Source organism: Microbacterium sp. As-52 (genome assembly GCF_049949185.1).
In the GTDB taxonomy this organism is placed as follows: domain Bacteria; phylum Actinomycetota; class Actinomycetes; order Actinomycetales; family Microbacteriaceae; genus Microbacterium; species Microbacterium maritypicum_A.
On sequence record NZ_CP188171.1, the window covers coordinates 1191871 to 1210190 of the forward strand.

The 18320-nt window shown below is 68.7% G+C and carries 20 protein-coding genes; 8 read left to right on the forward strand and 12 right to left on the reverse strand.

The genetic code is table 11. The annotated features are described in order from the left end of the window. Positions 1-11: 11 nt before the first annotated feature. The 7 genes from ACLFA2_RS05710 to ACLFA2_RS05740 all read right to left on the reverse strand — a co-directional run bounded on the left by ACLFA2_RS05710 (position 12) and on the right by ACLFA2_RS05740 (position 6255). Positions 12-1193 carry a Gfo/Idh/MocA family protein gene (locus tag ACLFA2_RS05710; RefSeq protein ID WP_426622190.1) on the reverse strand — a complete coding sequence of 394 codons (1182 nt, stop codon included), beginning with the start codon at positions 1191-1193 and terminating at the stop codon, positions 12-14. Positions 1194-1234: 41 nt separating this feature from the next. Beyond that, positions 1235-2293, reverse strand: a complete 1059-nt coding sequence (locus ACLFA2_RS05715) for a LacI family DNA-binding transcriptional regulator (protein WP_136023799.1) — start codon at positions 2291-2293, stop codon at positions 1235-1237. A 3-nt stretch (positions 2294-2296) separates the two neighbouring features. After that, a complete protein-coding gene (locus ACLFA2_RS05720) occupies positions 2297-3190 on the reverse strand; it encodes a carbohydrate ABC transporter permease (RefSeq protein ID WP_029265275.1) in 894 nt (297 codons plus the stop codon). Continuing rightward, the gene (locus tag ACLFA2_RS05725; RefSeq protein ID WP_315073847.1) at positions 3183-4139 is read right to left on the reverse strand and encodes a sugar ABC transporter permease; all 957 of its coding nucleotides are present in this window, start codon (positions 4137-4139) and stop codon (positions 3183-3185) included. Before ACLFA2_RS05725 ends, ACLFA2_RS05720 begins: the two co-directional genes overlap by 8 nt. Before the next feature lie 4 nt (positions 4140-4143). Beyond that, positions 4144-5415 carry an ABC transporter substrate-binding protein gene (locus ACLFA2_RS05730; RefSeq protein ID WP_136023797.1) on the reverse strand — a complete coding sequence of 424 codons (1272 nt, stop codon included), beginning with the start codon at positions 5413-5415 and terminating at the stop codon, positions 4144-4146. Between the two features lie 109 nt (positions 5416-5524). Then, positions 5525-5884: a fluoride efflux transporter FluC gene (locus ACLFA2_RS05735; RefSeq protein ID WP_029258389.1), complete on the reverse strand. Its 360-nt coding sequence runs from the start codon at positions 5882-5884 to the stop codon at positions 5525-5527. Then, positions 5881-6255, reverse strand: a complete 375-nt coding sequence (locus ACLFA2_RS05740; protein WP_036271458.1) for a fluoride efflux transporter FluC — start codon at positions 6253-6255, stop codon at positions 5881-5883. Before ACLFA2_RS05740 ends, ACLFA2_RS05735 begins: the two co-directional genes overlap by 4 nt. A gap of 106 nt (positions 6256-6361) precedes the next feature. Between ACLFA2_RS05740 and ACLFA2_RS05745 the strand changes: the two genes are divergently transcribed. Continuing rightward, on the forward strand, positions 6362-7888 hold the full coding sequence (locus ACLFA2_RS05745; RefSeq protein ID WP_297558596.1) for an FAD-dependent oxidoreductase: 1527 nt from the start codon (positions 6362-6364) through the stop codon (positions 7886-7888). Here ACLFA2_RS05745 and ACLFA2_RS05750 read toward each other — a convergent pair. The 3 genes from ACLFA2_RS05750 to ACLFA2_RS05760 form a co-directional block, all read right to left on the reverse strand. Beyond that, the gene (locus tag ACLFA2_RS05750; RefSeq protein WP_426622191.1) at positions 7857-8696 is read right to left on the reverse strand and encodes a nitroreductase family protein; all 840 of its coding nucleotides are present in this window, start codon (positions 8694-8696) and stop codon (positions 7857-7859) included. The two genes, ACLFA2_RS05745 and ACLFA2_RS05750, sit on opposite strands and share 32 nt — an antisense overlap. A 5-nt stretch (positions 8697-8701) precedes the next feature. Beyond that, positions 8702-9076, reverse strand: a complete 375-nt coding sequence (locus ACLFA2_RS05755) for a hypothetical protein (RefSeq protein WP_426622192.1) — start codon at positions 9074-9076, stop codon at positions 8702-8704. 139 nt (positions 9077-9215) lie between these two features. Continuing rightward, complete coding sequence (locus ACLFA2_RS05760) at positions 9216-10013, reverse strand: MerR family transcriptional regulator (protein ID WP_426622193.1); 798 nt, start codon at positions 10011-10013, stop codon at positions 9216-9218. A gap of 177 nt (positions 10014-10190) precedes the next feature. Here ACLFA2_RS05760 and ACLFA2_RS05765 point away from each other — a divergent pair, with 177 nt between their 5' ends. Then, positions 10191-11030 carry a DUF4097 family beta strand repeat-containing protein gene (locus tag ACLFA2_RS05765; RefSeq protein ID WP_426622194.1) on the forward strand — a complete coding sequence of 280 codons (840 nt, stop codon included), beginning with the start codon at positions 10191-10193 and terminating at the stop codon, positions 11028-11030. Continuing rightward, positions 11027-11653, forward strand: coding sequence for a PadR family transcriptional regulator (locus ACLFA2_RS05770; RefSeq protein ID WP_029259535.1), 627 nt, complete (start codon positions 11027-11029; stop codon positions 11651-11653). Before ACLFA2_RS05765 ends, ACLFA2_RS05770 begins: the two co-directional genes overlap by 4 nt. 228 nt (positions 11654-11881) lie before the next feature. On the opposite strand, the gene ACLFA2_RS05775 is transcribed toward ACLFA2_RS05770, so the two are convergent. Then, on the reverse strand, positions 11882-12427 hold the full coding sequence (locus tag ACLFA2_RS05775; RefSeq protein WP_029259536.1) for a universal stress protein: 546 nt from the start codon (positions 12425-12427) through the stop codon (positions 11882-11884). Between the two features lie 149 nt (positions 12428-12576). On the opposite strand from ACLFA2_RS05775, the gene ACLFA2_RS05780 reads away from it, so the two are divergent. Together ACLFA2_RS05780 and ACLFA2_RS05785 are read left to right on the forward strand one after the other, a co-directional pair. Further along, positions 12577-12762 (forward strand): DUF3073 domain-containing protein, encoded by a 186-nt coding sequence (locus tag ACLFA2_RS05780; RefSeq protein WP_029259537.1) that lies wholly within the window; start codon positions 12577-12579, stop codon positions 12760-12762. A 128-nt stretch (positions 12763-12890) separates the two neighbouring features. Then, positions 12891-13718 (forward strand): MOSC domain-containing protein, encoded by an 828-nt coding sequence (locus ACLFA2_RS05785; RefSeq protein WP_426622195.1) that lies wholly within the window; start codon positions 12891-12893, stop codon positions 13716-13718. Positions 13719-13826: 108 nt separating this feature from the next. On the opposite strand, the gene ACLFA2_RS05790 is transcribed toward ACLFA2_RS05785, so the two are convergent. Then, complete coding sequence (locus ACLFA2_RS05790) at positions 13827-14651, reverse strand: sugar phosphate isomerase/epimerase family protein (protein WP_426622196.1); 825 nt, start codon at positions 14649-14651, stop codon at positions 13827-13829. Positions 14652-14886: 235 nt separating this feature from the next. Here ACLFA2_RS05790 and ACLFA2_RS05795 point away from each other — a divergent pair, with 235 nt between their 5' ends. The 3 genes from ACLFA2_RS05795 (at position 14887) to ACLFA2_RS05805 (ending at position 18185) form a co-directional block, all read left to right on the forward strand. Beyond that, positions 14887-16200, forward strand: a complete 1314-nt coding sequence (locus ACLFA2_RS05795; protein WP_136023792.1) for an ABC transporter substrate-binding protein — start codon at positions 14887-14889, stop codon at positions 16198-16200. 90 nt (positions 16201-16290) lie between these two features. Further along, complete coding sequence (locus ACLFA2_RS05800) at positions 16291-17268, forward strand: carbohydrate ABC transporter permease (protein ID WP_029259541.1); 978 nt, start codon at positions 16291-16293, stop codon at positions 17266-17268. Beyond that, entirely contained in the window at positions 17265-18185 is a 921-nt protein-coding gene (locus ACLFA2_RS05805; protein WP_029259542.1) for a carbohydrate ABC transporter permease, read from the forward strand. The genes ACLFA2_RS05800 and ACLFA2_RS05805 overlap by 4 nt, the downstream gene beginning before the upstream one ends. Positions 18186-18320 lie beyond the last annotated feature (135 nt).

Sequence of the window (18320 nt, forward strand, 5' to 3'; positions counted from 1 at the left end):
CGGCGGTGCACTCATACCAGTGCGGCCTCGACCTGCCCGCGCTCGAAGTAGGCGACGAGCTCGGAATCCAGCGGGGGGATCTCGATCGCGGAGCCGTCACCCCGCAGCGACGCGGTGGCGAGGATGCCGGCGGCGACGGCCTCGCGGGCCGCGACGGGCGACGTCTCGGTGAGTCCGCCGTGGCGCACAAAACGCAGGAACTCCGCGACGAGCAGGGCGTCCGCACCGTCGTGACCCGCGTCGGGCACCTCCGGGACGATGAAGGTCTCGTCGGCCGCCGCCGCTCCGGCATGACGCCGGTTCCACAGCTTGACCTCACTGCCGGCCACGTCGCCGAAGTTCTCGATGCGGCCCTCGGTGCCGATCACGGTGTAGTTGCGCCAGTAGTCGGGCGTGAAATGGCACTGCTGGTACGACGCGAAGATGCCGCCCTCCAGCTGCATGTTCACCATCGAGATGTCCTCGACGTCCACCACCGGGTGCAGGCCGGTCAGCGCCGTCGGCGGCCAGTTGTCCATGCTGAACCAGTCGGGCATCCGCTCCCCCGCCCTGTCACGACGGTCGGTGATGTCGCCGTACACGCTCAGCGCCCCCATCGCGGAGACGCGCTCGCTGTAGGCGCCGGCGAGCCAGTGGATGATGTCGATGTCGTGAGCGCCCTTCTGCAGCAGCAGTCCGGTGGTGCGGCGACGGTCGGCGTGCCAGTCCTTGAAGTAGAAGTCGCCGCCGTGACCGACGAAGTGCCGCACCCAGACGGCCTTGACCTGACCGATGCGTCCGCTCTGGATCAGACCGCGCATCAGCGTGATCACGGGCATGTGCCGCATGTTGTGGCCGATGTAGAGCCCGGTGCCGGTGCGGCGTGCGGTCTCGAGCATCGCGTCGGCGTCGGCGAGGTCGATCGCCAGGGGCTTCTCGCAGAACACCGGAACTCCGGCTTCGAGGGCACGGATGCTGAGGGCTGCGTGCGTGTCGTCGGGGGTGAGCACCATGACGGCGTCGACGCCGGAGGCCAGCAGCTCGTCGAGAGAGTCGGTGACGAGCGCATCCGGCACGAGAGCGCGGGCGTCGTCGCGAGCGCGCGGTGCGAGATCGCACACGGCGCTGATGCGCGAGCCGTGTCCCGGGCGATGCACCTCTTCCTGGAGGGTCGAGCGCGCGCCGAAGCCGATGATGCCGATCTGGAGATCCACGATGGTCCTTCTGTGTGATGGGTCTGTGCAGGATGCCGAGGTCAACGGGCCCGCGGTGCGGGGGCGTCGAGGTCGGTCGATCCGCCGGGGAAGAGCGTCCACGCGAAGTCGTGCAGGCGCCCGGGTGTGGGGTCGGTCTCGAGGGCGCGGTCGACGATGATGCGCGCCTGCCGCTCGTAGAAGTCGGTGGGACCGACGGTCGTGAGCGTGGGCGCGATCAGGCGGGCGTCCGGGGTGTTGCCCACGCCCACCACCGCGACGTCGTGCGGCACCCGGAGGCCGAGCATGTGCGCGGCGTTGATCGCGGCGATCGCGGCGAAGTCGGTGGTGGCGTACACCGCTCGCGGTCGGTTCTCCCCCGACAGCAGCTCCACCGCGGCGGTGAAGGCGCTCGCCTGGGTGTCGGCATACGTCACCGTCCAGCTCGGGTCCGGTTCGATGCCGGCGGCCGCCATCTTCTCGACATAGGGCGTGTAGCGCGTGATCTGCGTGCCGGCGAGGCGCACGGCGCCCTCCGCGGCGATGCATCCGATCCTGGTGTGCCGCTCCAGCAGATGGTCCATCGCGATCTCGCAGCCGGGGATCGCATCCGAGCGGATCACGTCGAAGCCCTCGGGTTCGAGATGTTCGGAGAACACCACGAGACGCTGACCGCGACGCACGAGGTCGTCGAGGTTCTGCCGCGCCTCGTCGTCGAGGCCGACGCCGTCGAGGTACGCCACGTCGCTCTCGACCCGGTCGAGGGCCGCGTGCCAATCGCCGTCGGCGAGGATCAGCGTGGTGAGCCCGTGCTTGTTCGCCTCGGCGTTCACCGCGTCGGCGACCGCCAACGACCACGGGTCGCTCAGCATGTGCAGCGACAGCTGCACCATGCCGCTGCGTCCGGTGCGGATCGCCCGCGCTGCACTGTTCGGGCGGTAGTTCAGCTCATCGGCTGCGGCCAGCACGCGTGCGGCCGTGGCTTCGGCGACGCCGGCGCCCGACGCCGCCCCTGCGCGTCCGGAGAACACATACGATACGGTCGCCGTCGACACACCGGCCCGTTCGGCCACCATGCGCAGTGTCGGGCGCCGGGGCGCCTGGTGCTCACTCTTCGCCATGTCTCAGCCCTTCGATCCGCTGAACGCGATGCCCTGGATGAACTGCCGCTGCAGGATCATGAAGGTCACCAGCATCGGCAGCGTCGCCAGCAGCGCGCCGGCCATCAGCACCGGGTAGTCGGTGCCGTGGATGCCGACCAGCTGCGAGAGCCCGACCGACAGCGGCATCTTCGCGGGGTCGGTCGTCACGATCAACGGCCAGAGCAGATCGTTCCAGGACCACAGCACGGTGAACACCACAAGTGCGATGATGCCAGGCTTCGCGAGCGGAACCATGATCCGCCAGAAGGTCTGCCACGGATTCGCTCCGTCGATGCGGGCGGCCTCTTCCAGCTCGGCGGGCATGGACATGAAGAACTGCCGCATCAGGAAGGTGCCGAAGGCGCTGAAGATGCCCGGCACGATGAGCGCCTGCAGCGTGTTGAGCCAGCCCAGCGACTGGATGATCTCGTACTGCGGCAGCAGGTACAGCTGCGACGGCACCATGAGCACCGAGAGGAACACGACGAACAGGGCGTTGCGGCCGGGGAACGGGATGCGTGCGAACGCGTAGCCCGCCATGGTGCACAGCACCACCTGGCCGACCGTGCGCCCGACCGTGAGCCACACGGAGTTCAGGAACATCTGTCCGAACGGCATCGAGTCGAACACCTCGGCGAAGTTCGTGAACACCCATTCCCGCGGCAGGAACGACGGCGGCACCTGCACCGAGTCGGACAGCGTCTTGAACGAGGTCAGCAGCTGCCAGACGAACGGGAAGACCATCAGCACCGCGCCGAGGATCAGCACGAGATGCACGATCCAGAGGCCGCGGTTCCTCGGCTTCCCCGCCCGGGTTCCGGAGCGGCCCACGGGGGCGCCGACCACGGCGCGTGTGTCGAGCGAGACGTCACTCATAGTGCACCCACTTCTTCTGCAGACGGAACTGCACGATCGTGAGGATCAGGATGATCACGAGCAGGAGGAAGGCGATGGCGGCCGCATAGCCGCGGTCGTTGTCGAGGAAGCCCGCCTCGTAGAAGAGATAGACGACGGTGCGGGTGTTCGGCATCGCGGGGTTGCTGCGGCCGAGCATCATGTAGATGAGGTCGAACACCTGCAGCGCTCCGATCACGCTGATCACGCTGACGAAGAAGATCGACGGCGACAGCAGCGGGATCGTGATCGAGAAGAACTTGCGCACCGGGCCCGCGCCGTCGAGGTCGGCCGCCTCCATGATCGTGTCGGGGATGCCCTGGAGTCCGGCGAGGAAGATGACGATGTTGGTGCCGAGCCCCGCCCAGATGCCCACGACGGCGATCGCGACCAGCGCGGTGTTCGGGTCGGTGAGCCAGCTGCGGCCCTCGATCCCGACGGCACCGAGGGCCGCATTGAGCACTCCGTAGTCGCCGTTGTAGATCATGCGCCACACCAGCGCGATGGCTGCCGGCATGGTGACGACGGGGATGAAGTACAGCGTGCGGTAGGCGCTGCGCCCCTTGAGGCCGGCGGTGTTCAGCAGCGCGGCGATGCCGACCGCGAGGGGAATGCCGATGAGGGCGATGATCGTGTAGATCGCGGTGTTGCGGAGGGCTCCGATCAGCTCGGGGTCCTGGAACAGGCGCGTGTAGTTCTCGATTCCCACCCACTCGGCCCCGCCGAACGGGCCTGACTTGGTGAACGAGATGATGAGGGTGCGGACGGTCGGCCAGAGATAGAACGCGGCGATCCCGAGGGCGGTCGGGCCGAGGAAGACCAGCGCCCACCAGGGGGACGCTCCCGGACTCCGTCGGCGGCGGGTGCCGGGGCTCTGCGGCTCCGGCACCCGCTCCGCCGTCTCGACCGCGCGCGGCGCGATGACGGTCATGCGGTCACTCCTGCTCGGCGTCCAGTGCCGCCTGCATCTGGTCGGCGAGATCCTGGAGGCCGTCCTTCGGGGACACCGCGCCCGACCACACCTGCGAGAGCACCTCGCTCTCGATGCTCGTCCAGGCGGAGGTGTTCTTCGAGGCCGGGTACGGCACGGCGTTCTCGAGCGCGTCGATGTAGACCTGAAGGTCGTACTGGGGCAGAGCGTCGACCCACGCCTGCTGCGTGCCCTCGAACGCGGGGATCACGGTGCCGGTCTCGGCCTGGATCTTCGCCGCCTGCTCTCCGGAGGCGAACTCGGCGAACGCCTTGGCCTCGGCGAGGTGTGCGCTCTTCGCGTTGGCGACGTTGCCGACACCGTGGATCACGCTCTGGTTGCCCTCTGCTCCGGCGGGGAGCGGGGCCACATCGACGCTGCCGCCGATGTCGGCGTTGTCCGCGTAGGCGATGGCCGCCCAGGATCCGTTCTGGAACATGGCGACCTTGCCGGAGAGGAAGAAGTCCTCGGGGTTGGTGTCGGTCATCTGCTGCGCCGTGGGCGAGGAGCCCGCCGCGATCAGGTCGGTCCACAGCTCGATGCCGGCGAGCGCTTCGGGCGAGCCGTATCCGCTCTTCGTCCCGTCGGCGGAGATCACCTCACCACCGGCCTGGGCGATCGAGTTGTAGAAGTTCTCCTGGCCGTACTGGCTGGCGGCGACCCCGAACTGGCCCTTCGCGGGATCGGTGAGCTTCGCGGCGGCCGCGGTGAAGTCGTCCCAGGTCCAGTCCGCGGAGGGGTACTCCACACCCGCCGCGTCGAAGAGCGCCTTGTTGTACCAGAGGGCGACGGTGTCGAAGTCCTTCGGGGCGCCGTAGAGCTTGCCGTCGTAGGTGTAGAGGTCGATGAGGCCCTGCGGATAGTCCGCGGCGTCGATGCCACCGTCATCGAGAGGAGCGAGCTGCCCGTTCGACGCGTAGAGCTGGAAGTTCGGGCCGTTCATCCAGAAGACGTCGGCCGCCGAACCGCCGGATGCCGCCGTCTGCAGCTTCGTGAAGTACTCCTTGTACGGCGTGACCTGGATGTCGATCGTGACGTTCGGGTTCTCCTTCGTGAAGGCAGCGGCGATGTCTTCCATCGCCGGTTTCTGGTTCTCGTCCCAGATGGCATAGCTGAGGGTGACCTCGCCGTCGGCGCTGCCGCCGCCCGTCGAGGAGGAGGAGCAGGCGCTGAGGGCGAGGACAGCGACCGCTGACGCGGCGAGGGCGCCGAGAGCGCGGCGGGTCGTACGGGGCATCGGTGTCTCCTTCGACAGGTGCACGAGTGCAGAAACGGATGTTAATCGTTTAGCGTTAATCGATTAGCAAGGAGAGTAGCCCGAGGGGGCCGCACCCCGCAACCCTCGATTACAGGGCTGAACCGAGGGCGAGACCGAGGCCCGCGGCGAGCAGACCGAGCAGCAGCATCCCGATCGCATTGAACGTCGACGCGGGGCGCTCGCCGTCGCGCCACAGGGCCACCGTGTCGAGCATCGCCGTGCTGAAGGTCGTGTAGCCGCCCAACAACCCGGCGCCGAGAAGGAAGGCGGCATCCGGCAGGGCGGTGGTGACCAGTCCGAGCGCGAACGAGCCCGTGAGGTTCACCAGCAGGATGCCCCAGGGGAACCGACGACCCGCGAGACGGGCGACGCCGAGATCGGCGAGGTAGCGCAGCACCGCGCCGACCCCTCCGGCGAGCGCGGCACCGAGGAACAGCAGCGGGCTCATGATGCCCGTCCCGTCCGGGGCCGGCCGAGACGCAGCCCGAGAGCTGCCGCACCGAGCCCGAGAACGAGGCTGCCCACCGCGTAGGCGGCGGCGAGAGCAGGCACGTCAGCCCACAGGGCGACAGTGCCGGTCATGAACGCGCTGTAGGTCGTGAATCCGCCGAGCACTCCGGTGCCGAGCATCAGCCGCAGGTCGGCCGATGCGGGCAGGCGGGCCGCCAGCACGCCGATCAGCAGGGCCCCGACGACGTTGGCGATGAGCACCGCGACGGGAATACCGCCCCCATCCGGGAGCGCGAGGGCGAGGCCGAGCCGTGCGGCCGTCCCCACCGTGCCGCCGGCGGCGACGAGCAGGATGCGGCGGAGGTTCACCTCCGCCACTGTAGTCGCCGAGCAGCGCGGCGTTCGCCGGATGGCAGCGGCCCCTGCGGATGTCAAGGCGGTGGATACCGGGACGCGAAGGGCGTTGACTGACGACATGAATCCCCTGTGGAAGCTCGACCGCACCCTGCCCGTCGGATCCCCCTTCGAACCCGGCGCGCACCACGACGTCGTCATCGTCGGCGCCGGGATCACCGGTCTCTCCACGGCGGTGATGCTCACCAGAGCCGGGCTCGACGTGGCCGTGATCGAGGCGGGCGAGGTCGCCGAGCTCGCGACGGGGGCCAACACGGGCAAGCTCTCCCTGCTGCAGGGTGGCCAGCTCGCGACGATCCGGCGCCATCATCCGGCTGCGCTCGTGCGCGCCTACGTCGACGCCAACCGCTCGGGCATGGAATGGCTGCTCGCATTCGCCGAGCTCGCAGGAGTCCCCTTCACACGACACACCGACCACTCGTACGCGCAGGGCCCTTCCGGCATCGACACGGTCGACGAGCAGCACTCCGCGGCTCGGGAAGCCGGATTGCCGACGCGATTGGCGTCGCCCACCTCACTCCCCGCGACCCCGTTCCCGGTGGCCGCCGCCGTGGCGCTCGACGAGCAGGTCGCGATCGACCCCGTGGCCGTTTCCCTCGCCCTCACCGAGGAGCTTCTCACCGGCGGCGGCACGCTCCACACCGGCGTTCGCGCGACGGGAACCCACGCGTTGGCCGGTCGCGTCGACACCGCGCACGGGCCGCTCTTCGCCGACCACATCGTGCTCGCGACGGGCACCCCGATCACCGACCGAGGTCTGTACTTCGCCAAGACGCGGGGGCTCCGGTCGTACTGCGTGTCCTTCCGCGTGCCGGACGGCGTTCCGGAGGGGACGTTCCTCTCGGTCGACGGACCGACGCGCTCCATCCGCCCGGTGACCGTCGCGGACGGCCCCGGTGGCGGCGCCCGACTGATCGTGGGCGGCAACGGGCACCCGGTCGGCCGATCCGGCGGCGAGAGAGCCGCGGTGGAGGACCTCGTCGCCTGGACGCAGCTGCACTTCCCCGGCGCGGAGGAGACGCACCGCTGGTCGGCGCAGGACTACGAGTCGCACGACCTGATCCCGTTCGTGGGGGCGATGCCGCGCGGCCTCGGCCGCATCCGCTTCGCGACGGGCTACGGGAAGTGGGGCTTGTCGAACGCCCCCGCCGCCGCGCAGCGCCTCACCTCCGAGATCCTGGGCACGCCCCGACGCGACCGCCCGACCTGGATCACCACGATCGGCACGCGTCTGACCGTGCCCGCCGACCTCGCTCGCGGTGCGGTCGAGGGCGGCAAGGTCGCGACGGCGCTCGCCTCCGGCTGGGTGGAGGCGGAGACCCGCCGCACGCCGGTTCCGCAACCGGCCGAGGGCCAGGGCGCGGTGGCGAATCGCGCAGGGCGCCCGGTCGCGGTCTCCACCGTCGACGGTGTGACGCGCGCCGTGAGCGCGGTGTGCACGCACCTGGGCGGCGTGCTCGCCTGGAACGACGCCGAGTGTTCGTGGGACTGCCCGCTGCACGCCTCGCGCTTCGCGCCGGACGGCACCCGCCTCGAGGGTCCGGCGCTGCGAGACCTCACTCCCCTGACGCCGGCGGACCCGGAGTGATGTCGCCGGCGGGAGGCGCGCCGTCCCACCCCTGCTGCGGCGTCTCCCCGTTCTCGCGGAACGCGTACTGCGACACGAGCTTGCGCTGGCTGCTCGACCAGTCGATCGCGGGGCGACGCTGTTCCGGCGGCAGGTAGCCCAGCCGGTAGACGGCCATGAGTTCGAGATCGTCCGGCACCCGCAACAGCTGCACGATCTCGTCCCAGCGGCCCGGCACCTCCATCGGGAACGAGATGAACTGGATGCCCATGCCGAGTTCGACCGTGGTGAGCCAGACGTTCTCCATCGCCGCCCCCATGCTGAACACCGAATAGAACGACGAGAGCTGCCCCGGCCGGTACTCGCTGCGGTCGAGCATCACGCCCAGCAGCAGCGGCGACCCCGCCACGAGCTTCCGGTTCTCGGCACCGAGGGTCTTCGGCACTCCGAAGGTGTTCATGAGCGTCTGCCCGCGCTTGGTGAACACCTGGCTCGTGAACGGGCGGAGCGCGGCGGGCAGCTTGTCGAACAGCATCCCGCTGCGCTTCTCCTCCATCTCGGCCTGACTGAAGCGGAAGTACGGTTTGTACCGCTCGAAGAACGTGCCGTTCGACATCGCCTCGGTCATGCTCTCGCCCGAGATGCGGGCGATCTGCTCGATCGTTTCGCGGCTCTCGATCACCACGAATCGCCAGGGCTGGCTGTTCAGCTGCGACGGAGCGCGGCCCGCGGCTTCGAGGAGGATGCGCTGATGGTCCTCGGAGACAGGGTCGGGCAGGAATGCGCCGTTGGTGGTCTTGCGGCGGCGGATGGCATCGAGCAGTTCCATGCGTTTCACTTCCGGTCGGCGGCGGATCGCGAGAGCATCAGCCCTGCGACGATGAAGGGGGCGGCGGCGAGCGCGACCAGCGGATGCCGCCGGCTGTGCGTGCCGAGGTACGGGATGGCCGCGAGCGGCACGGCGGCGGGGAGCAGCCCGACCGCAGCGCGACGGCCACCCGTGCGCGGCCCCCGCGACCAGCCCGCCACGACGGCGACAGCCGAGGTCGCACATGTCGCGATGTAGAGCGCGTGGTGCAGCCAGCGGAAGCGGCTGGTGTCGACCAGGCGCGCGGCGACGGATGCGCCGAGTGCGCAGTTCACGGCGTAGGCCGTGGCCGCAGCGGCGAACAGCGGCGCGTTGTTCGCGCGCTCACGGCGGTGGACCATGGCATGACCCTACGCCCGCGCCTGGGCCTCAGGCTCCCCCTTGCACGCGAGTGCGCCGGTCGGCTAGGCCGTGTGCCGGACGCGAACGACCCCCTCCTGCGCGGACATCGCTCAGGAGGGGGTCGGCTCGGTACGTGGCCTAGAGGTTGCCCTCCGCGTAGACGCGGAGCGCGTCGCGGACGAACTCCGCACCGTGCGTGCCGCCGGACGATGTCGCGTAGTTCGCGCCGAAGCGCGGATCCGCGACGTACATCTCGCCGAGCCCGATCACGTATGCCTTGACGTCTCCGCCGGGGACGGCGGCGGGTGTGCCCGGGATGCCCGTGAGCCACTCGACGTGGCGACGCGCGACCTCCTGGGCCGCGGGTGAAGCCGGATCGATGCCGCTCTCCGCGGCGGCGATCCAGTCGCGCCCGAGGTCGGACACGCGCTGCTGCCAGTCGGCGCGCGCGGCGTCCGTCATCCCGCGCCACCAGCTGTCGCTGTCGGCGTAGGCCTTCTTCCCCCAGCGTTCCTCGACTTCCTCCTTGTGCTGCGTGTGCTCGAAGCCGTCGAACATGTTCTCTGCCATGAGGTTCTCACCTCCTCTCAATGCCGTGATGGTGGATTCGACCGACGCGATCTGACGCGCCAGCCGGGTCTGCTCGTCGCGCAGCAGCGCGAGATGGGTTTCCAGGGCCGATGCCTCGCTCGCTGCGGCATCGCTGTCCGATGCGGATCCCAGCACGTCCGCGATCTGCGGGAGACCGAGCCCCAATTCCCGCAGCAGCAGGATGCGCTGCAGACGCACCAGCGCCGGGCCGTCGTAGTGCCGGTAGCCGTTGTGCGCGACGCGCGAGGGCGGCAGCAGGCCGATGTCGTCGTAGTGCCGCAGTGTGCGGCTCGTGGTTCCGGCGAGGCGGGCGATCTCCTGGATCGACCAGTCATTCGTCTCCATACCGCCTCCTCTCGTTCGTGGTCGTGCGGCGATGTCTTGAACTCTAGAAGTTGACGTTGCGTCAAGGTCAACATCTTTCAGCGAATATTCGCGCTCCCTTCTTGACAGGATCGAGATATATCGTGTTATCGTGGCAACACACGATATATCGTGACCCTCAACCCAGGAGAAGCAGACATGACCGAGAAGTGGCTCATCGCCCCCGGCGAGGAACGCGTCATCGACATCGAATCCGTCACCCGCCTCAAGGTGGGCCTCGTCGGTGGACAGGTCGACATCATCGCCCATGACGAACCGGGCATCCGCATCGAGGTGCACGGTGTCACCACCAAGGACCTGCGCATCGAATCCCACGACGGCGAGGTCGAGATCGACCACCCGCAGTTGGGCTGGGACAACTTCCTCGAGGTGTTCCGCAACTTCGGCTCCGGCGGCCCCCGCGCCGAGGTGAGCGTCGCGGTCCCCCGCGCGATCGCCCTGAACCTCGGTGTCGTCAGCGCCGGGGCTCTGGTCTCCGGACTCCGCAACGACGCCCGCCTCAACACCGTGTCAGGCGACATCATCGTCGACACCCTGATCGGCGACCTCACGGTCAACTCCGTGTCGGGCGACGTGCAGGTGCGCGGCCTCACCGGCTCGATCAGCGCGAACAGCGTCTCGGGCGATGTGGCCGTCACCGGTGCCGTGCGCCGGGCGACCGTCGACATCGTCTCCGGCTCCACGCTGGTCGACGCCGCGGGCGACGTGAACACCATCAACGTCAACTCGGTCTCTGGCAGCACCACCGTGCGCCTCGACGAGTCGCTCGCCGCGAACTACGTCATCCGGTCACTGAGCGGACGCCTGCTGATCGACGGGGTCGAGCGCAGCACCTCGGGCCCCAGCAACTACACGGGCACGACCGGGGAGCTCGCCGGACGCTTCGTCGACCTGCGCGCGAACTCCGTCTCGGGGGGCGTGACGGTCCTCCGCCGCACCCCGGCATCGATCGCCGACGACCCGGAGTGGGAAGCATGAGCCCCGCGGTCTTCTCCCACGGCGACCTGCGCCTGTACCTGCTGTCGCTGCTCGCCGAGGCGCCGCAGCACGGCTACGGCATCATCCAGTCGCTCACCGATCGCACCGGCGGCACCTACACGCCGAGCGCCGGGACCATCTATCCCCGGCTCGCGAAGCTCGAGGAAGAGGGGCTGGTCACCAAGACCGTCGACGGCCGCACCACCATCTACTCCATCACCGAGGCTGGGCGGGCGGAGCTCGCGTCGCGCGAGGGCGACCTCGCCGGCATCGAAGCCGGCCTCACCGACTCGGTGCGGCTGATCGCGAGCGAGGTGCGGCAGAGCGTCCAGGACGCGATGAAGAGCCTTCGCGCCGATCTGGCAGCGGCCGAGAAGGGCGAGCGCACGGCGGCGAAGAACCGTCCCCGCACGGCGACCGACGACTCCCGGCTCGTCAGCCGCGAGGAGATGCACCGCGCCGATGCCGTGATCAACGCCTTCCGCGCACGGGTGCGCACCGATCTGCGCACCCACATCGCGAAGGGCGGCACCCTCTCCCCCTCGGTCGTCACCGAGCTCGAAGCGGCGCTCGACACCGCCGCACGCGGTGTCACGGTCGCCCTGAGCACGCCGCGCCCGTGATCGGTTCGGAGCCGGGTGCGGCACGTCCGCGGCAGGACGACGCCCGCGCGCGGGTGGAACCTCGTCTGCCGGGGCACGCGCGACAACCGCAGCTCCCCACCCCACCCGTGCAGACGTCACCCTCCGCGCGACGTCACGGCATCGTCATCCACATGGGGTGACGCCGTACGAGAAGAGGCCCCACCGGCAATCGCCGACGGGGCCTCTTCTGCGTCCGGGGAACGGCCGCTACTTCTCGGGCCAGATCTCCTTCTGCTCGTCCGGCACCGACTCTCCGAGCGGCACGACCAGGATCGAACGATGCTGCCGGTGCGCGAGGCGCGCGGCCACCGATCCGGTGAAGAACTCCCTGATCGACTCGCCGATGCCACGCTTGCGTGTACCGACGACGATCAGCTGCGCGTCGAGCTTGTTGGCGAGCTGCTTGATCGCCAGAGCCGGATCGCCGACCAGCTGCCGCGCCGTCCAGGTGACGTCGGTGCCCGCGAGCAGCGTGGCCGCAGCGGCCTCGACCGCCTCGAACTCCGCGGCTCCGGCGTCGAAGTTGATGTCGATCGGAGCCGAGTGGACGTAGCCGTCCGGGTCCTCGTACGTCACGAAGCGCGTGACGTCGACGTGCGCGACCACGAGCGGTGCGCTCAGCAGTCGCGCGTAGCGGACGGCCTCATCGATCACGTGTCGGTCCTGGTCCAGCTGCATGCCGACGATGACGGCTTTCTGCAGTGCCGCATTCTGTGCGGCCTCGTCGGACGGAGTGGAGGTGTTGTCGGTCATGATGATCGTTCCCTTCACCGGCCTGGCATCAGCCAGAGGGTCGTACCCGCGTGCTATTCTGAATGCTACTCTTACCGGCGTTCAGCCGGTGTCGTGAAATGCATCGGGCCTGAACAGCCCGCAGCTTAACTCGTGAGGGGGTCTCGCGCATGGGCCGTGGCCGTCAGAAGGCGAAACACACCAAGATCGCCCGCGAACTCAAGGCGTACAGTCCGTCGGTGAACTACTCCGCTCTCGAGCGCGAGTTGGGTCATCCGACCGACGAAGACGCGTATGTCGACAAGTGGGCCGATGACTATGCCGACGAAGACGAGGACGAACTAGAGAAGGCCTGACCGCCCCTCTGTTCGTCGCACCCGCACCACGTGCGGGTGTTTCGTCGTGCTCTGGCGCTGAGCTGATGTGCTCAGCGACAGAGCACCGTCTGTCATGCCCCGACGTCGCCAGCTGAGAGGATCTCCTCATGGCACACGTCGTCGCCCTCTACCGTCACCCGATCAAGGGACTCACCCCCGAGCGTCGGGACTCCCTGACCGTGCAGCCCGACGGCCGGATCACCGGCGATCGCGTGCTCGCCTTCCGGTTCGCGGATGCCGCCGAGCCGGAGGACCGCGACGGCTTCGACTACTGGCCCAAGGCCAAGGGGCTCGCCCTCCAGGACTTTCCCGCGCTCGCCGCCCTGCGCACGAGCTATGACGACGAGACCCGACGCATCCGCATCGAACACGCCGGCTCGGTGCTCGTCGAGGCGACCCTCGACGACGGCGGACGGCGCGAGCTGACCGATGCCGTCACCGACTTCGTCCTCGCGACCCCCGAGGGCCGTCGGCTGCGACGCCCCGGCCGACTCCCGCTCGCGCTCGTCGGTGACGGGGAGACGTCGCGCTTCCAGGACCGCCCGCGGGGCTACGTCTCGATTCACGGCCGAGCCAGCGTTCGCGCATTGGGGGAAGCCCTCGGGACGAACGTCGACGACCGACGCTTCCGCTCCAACGTGGTGATCGACGACGCCTCTCCCTGGAGCGAGCTCGAGTGGACCGGCCAGGTGCGCGTCGGCGACGTCGCCTTCCAGGCCGCCGGCCCCATCGTGCGCTGCCTCGCGACCCACGCGAACCCGGACACGGGCGTGCGGGATGCCAAGGTGCTCACCACCCTCACGAGCGCCTTCGCCCAGCAGGAGCCGACCCTCGGACGCCTGCTCCTGCCCGGCTGGGCGCCGTTGGACGACGGCCGACCCCAGAGTGGTGGCATGATCCGCGTCGGTGACGAGATCCACGCCCACCGTGCATGATCGTCTCCCCGCGCGCACCGGATCGCCCGTGGATGTCCTCACATGGGGCTTGTGAGCGCAAACATGCGTCGCTTCAGAGACTGGTCCAGACGGGCCCAGGGTTCGCGATCACTCGCCGGAGGCGTAGCGGGCACGAATCTGCCCGGTGATCCAGCGATTGAGTGCGGCGGGATCACCGAGCGGCAGACCCGTCCGCGGGTCCGGCGTCGCGTAGTCCGACGGTCCGAATTCCGCCAGGAAAGTCGGGCGACGGCCCTCGGAGCGCAGACGGTCGACGACGAGGTCCCACCATCGCCACTGCGCCTCGACAGCGGACGCCCATCGCGGAGATCGCGGGTCATCGATCTGGGGGGATTGCGCGTGCCCGAATCGCGCGTGGATATGGTCGGCGCGGTCGACAGCCAGCGCCATGGCCTCGGGCTGATCCTGCAACAGCGACTCGGCGGAGACCATCCAGTGGGAGACGTCGAGCGTCAGCCGAAGGCCCGGATGCCTCTCGAGCAATCGCGCCGAGGAGTGCGCGGAGGGGAGCATCCGCGCACGATGCGTCTCGACCAGGATGTCCATGCCGGTCCGCTCGCGCTCGGCGACGATCCAGCCGGCGAGCGCGTCCAGGTCCCGCTCCCTCCAGTGGTCCCGGCCGGCGTGCAGGGTGATGTGCAGCGGGGCGATGCCCTCGGCACCGATGGCATCCAGTTGGAGCGCGAGCGCGCGGCGGTGCGCCTCAGGATCGGACTCGACGCTTCCGACGAGCAACGAGACCGGCGCACCGGTCTCGTCTATCGCCGCGACGAGCTCGCGCCGGGCGCTCGACTCCGAGGGAAGCCAGAGCTCCACCCCGTCGTAGCCTTCGCGGAGCGCGGTCTCGACCAACGCTCGCGGAGGCATCGCGGAGACCCAATCGTTCATCAGGACGAGCGGGCTTCGTGTCATCGGCAGATGTCCTCTCCGGTGGATCGGGGCATCGCCGCGAAACCGACGGTCGGCGTGTGCGTGTCAGAGCATGTCAGCGCTCCCTCGATGAGGCCGAGTATAAGCGTCACCGACTTCGTTTGTCGGTTGTGAGCGCAAACATTCTGTGGTTGGATGTGCTTGTGATCGACGGCGCCTCGGCGTCACCCCCGCCCAGGGCGATCCGCAGGAACATGACCTCAAAGAGGAGAACAGCATGGCAATCACCCCTCGCTTCACCCGCACCGCCGCGATCGTCGCGGTCGGCGCGGTGTCGGCCTTCGGCCTCGCAGCCTGCTCATCCGGCGACTCCGGTGACAGTGGCGCCAGCGGCGAGCCCATCACGATCGAGTACCTGCACCGCCTGCCTGACGGCGAGGGCATGACCCCCGCCTCCGAGATCGTCGACCGCTGGAACGCCGAACACCCCGACATCCAGGTGAAGGCGACGAAGTTCGACGGCAAGTCGAGCGACATGATCCTCAAGCTCGAGACCGACGTGAAGGCCGGCAACGGACCCTGCCTCGCGCAGACGGGCTACTCGGAGGTCCCTCAGCTGTTCGTCAAGGGACTGCTGCAGGACGTCGCGGACGAGGCGAAGAAGTACGAGGACGACTTCTCGGCCGGTGCGTTCAGCGGCATGAAGGTCGGCGACGCCATCGTGGGCCTCCCGCAGGACACCGGCCCCCTCGTCTACTTCTACAACGAGGCCGAGTTCACGGCGCTGGGCCTCGACGCCCCGAAGACGCTCGACGACCTCACGGCCGACTCCGCCGCAGCGGCCGCCGCCGGCAAGTACGTCACCGCGTTCACACCGGATGAGGCTCAGAACTGGCTCTCCGCCCAGTCGGCCGCGGCCGGCGACACCTGGTTCAGCACCGCCGGCGACGAGTGGAAGGTCGACGCCGAGGGCGCCGGCTCCGAGCGCGTCGCCGCGTTCTGGCAGGGCCTGCTCGACGGCAAGCAGACGTTGGCGACCGAGCGCTGGGGTGAGGGCTTCACCGCCGCGCTCAACGACGGCAGCCTCATCGGCCACGTCGGAGCCGCGTGGGAGGCCGGGTTCCTCCTCGATTCGCTCGACGGCACACCGGCCGAGGGGCAGTGGCGTGTCGCCCAGCTTCCCGACTTCGGCGCGGGTGCCATGAGCGGCCCCGACGGCGGTTCCGGCGTCTCGGTGATGAAGGGCTGCGAGTACCCCGCCGAAGCGATGGAGTTCAACGACTGGTTCAACACGCAGGTCGACGACCTCGCATCGCAGGGCCTCGTCGTCGCCGCCAAGGGCGACGTGGAGACCCCCGAGAAGATGCTCCGCCAGTTCGGCGGTCAGGATGTGCTCGCCGAATTGAGCACGGCCACCGAGAATCTGAACCCCGACTTCCCCTACGCACCGGGCTTCTCGACGCTGTCGAAGATGAACGAGACCGCCGCTGCGGCCGTCGCCGGCACGGCATCGGTGGCCGACATCTTCACCACCGCGCAGGACACCGCCGTCTCCTCCCTGAAGGACCTCGGCCTCCCGGTCGCAGAGTGAGTCGACGAGAAGGCATCATCGGATGATCGACGGCGGAGTGCACGCGCAATCGTGCACTCCGCCGTCGTCTTGACCTCGAGAGGCGACACCATGGTCACAGTGACCGAAACGCGAGGTGCGGCACCGGCGCCGACATCGCGCATCCCCGCGGATCCCACCCGCCGGCGCCGGTTCGGGACCCGACGCGAAGGTCTCACCGGATGGCTGTTCATGGCACCGTTCGCGGTGCTGTTCGTGCTGGTCTTCCTGGTGCCGATCATCGTGTCGATCCGCTCGTCGTTCTTCGCGCAGGTGCCGTCAGGAGACGGACTCTACGGCGGCGGCGAACTCGTCGACACGTTCGTCGGTCTCGAGAACTTCGTCACCGCCGCGACCAACGGCGCGTTCTGGACGGGCATGGGTCGCGTCGTCCTCTATGCCGCACTGCAGATCCCCGTGATGATCTTCGTCGCGCTCGGCCTCGCCCTGCTGCTGGACTCGTTCATCGTGCGCCGTCCCACGCTCTTCCGGCTCTCGTTCTTCCTCCCGTACGCGGTTCCCGGCATCATCGCGGCGATGATGTGGCTCTACCTCTACACGCCCGAGGTGTCGCCCTTCCTGCCCTTCCTCCCCGAAGGCACCGACTTCATGGCACCGGGCACGATCCTGTTCTCGATGGCGAACATGACGACGTGGACCTACACGGGCTACAACATGCTGATCTTCCTGTCGGCGCTGCAGGCTGTTCCGCGCGACCTCTATGAGGCGGCTCGCCTCGACGGCGCATCCGGATTCCAGATCTCGATGCGCATCAAGGTACCGCTGGTGCGCGGGGCCGCATTGCTCGCCGTGCTCCTGTCGATCATCGGCACCATCCAACTGTTCAACGAGCCGGTAGTGCTGCAGGCCGCGAACTCGTGGATGGGCAAGGACTTCACCCCGATGATGCTCACCTACAACACGATGATGGGCGAGATCTCACCGTCCGGCAGCGGCCCGGCATCCGCATACTCCCTGCTCATGGCTCTGATCGCGGGCGTGCTCGCGATCGTGTACGCGCTGCTGCAGCGCCGGAAGGGCGACGCATGACCACCACGCGCCTCATCACCACTGAGCCATCCACGCGCCGACGCCCCCGTCGCCCGCGCGACGTGGATGCTCCGCCGCCCTCGATCGCCCCGACCCCGGTCGCGCGCGCGTTCGGCATCATCGCGCTCGTGATCGCGACGCTGTACTTCCTGGTGCCGGTGTACTGGCTCATCGTCGCCTCCACGAAGAACAACACCGACCTCACCTCGACCTTCGGCTTCTGGTTCGCCGACTGGAACCTCGGCACCAACTACGACAGCCTGATGAACTGGACCCAGGGTCTGTTCTGGCGCTGGGTCGGCAACTCGATGCTCTACTCGGTGAGTGCGGGCGTCATCGGCACCCTGTTCGCCGTGATGGCCGGTTACGCGATCGCGAAGTTCGCGTTCCCCGGCAAGCGCATCGCCGTGGGCGTGATCATGGCCGGGCTCCTGCTCCCGGTGGCGCTGCTGACGGTGCCGCTGTACATCGAGTTCCAGGCGCTCGGACTGACCAACACCGTCTGGGCGATCATCATCCCCTCGGCGGTGTCTCCGTTCGGTGTCTTCCTCGGCATGGTCTACGCCCAGTCGTCGGTGCCGACCGAACTGCTCGAAGCGGCTCGCATCGACGGCGCCGGCGAGGCCCGCATCTTCTTCACGATCGTGATGCGTTTGCTGGGTCCGGCGATGGTGACGATCTTCCTGTTCATCTTCGTCGCGACGTGGAACAACTTCCTGCTTCCCCTCATGATGATCTCGAGTCAGGATCTGAAGCCCGTGACCCTCGGTCTCTACGGCATGGTGAGCTACTTCGCCCCGGACAAGGGTGCGGTCATGCTCGGCGCCCTGCTCGGCGTCATCCCGCTCGTGCTGCTGTTCTTCGCCCTGCAGAAGTACTGGCGTTCCGGTCTCGCCGCCGGCGCGGTCAAGGGCTGATCCCCCGTCTCATCCCTCACGTCCGCCCTCGGCCCATCGGCCGAGGGCGGACGTCTGCGCGCGGTGGATGTGCGGTGCTGCGTGGCTGCGGGGTGTGCGGGGGTTGCGCGGTGTGCGGGGGCTGCGGGGTGTGCG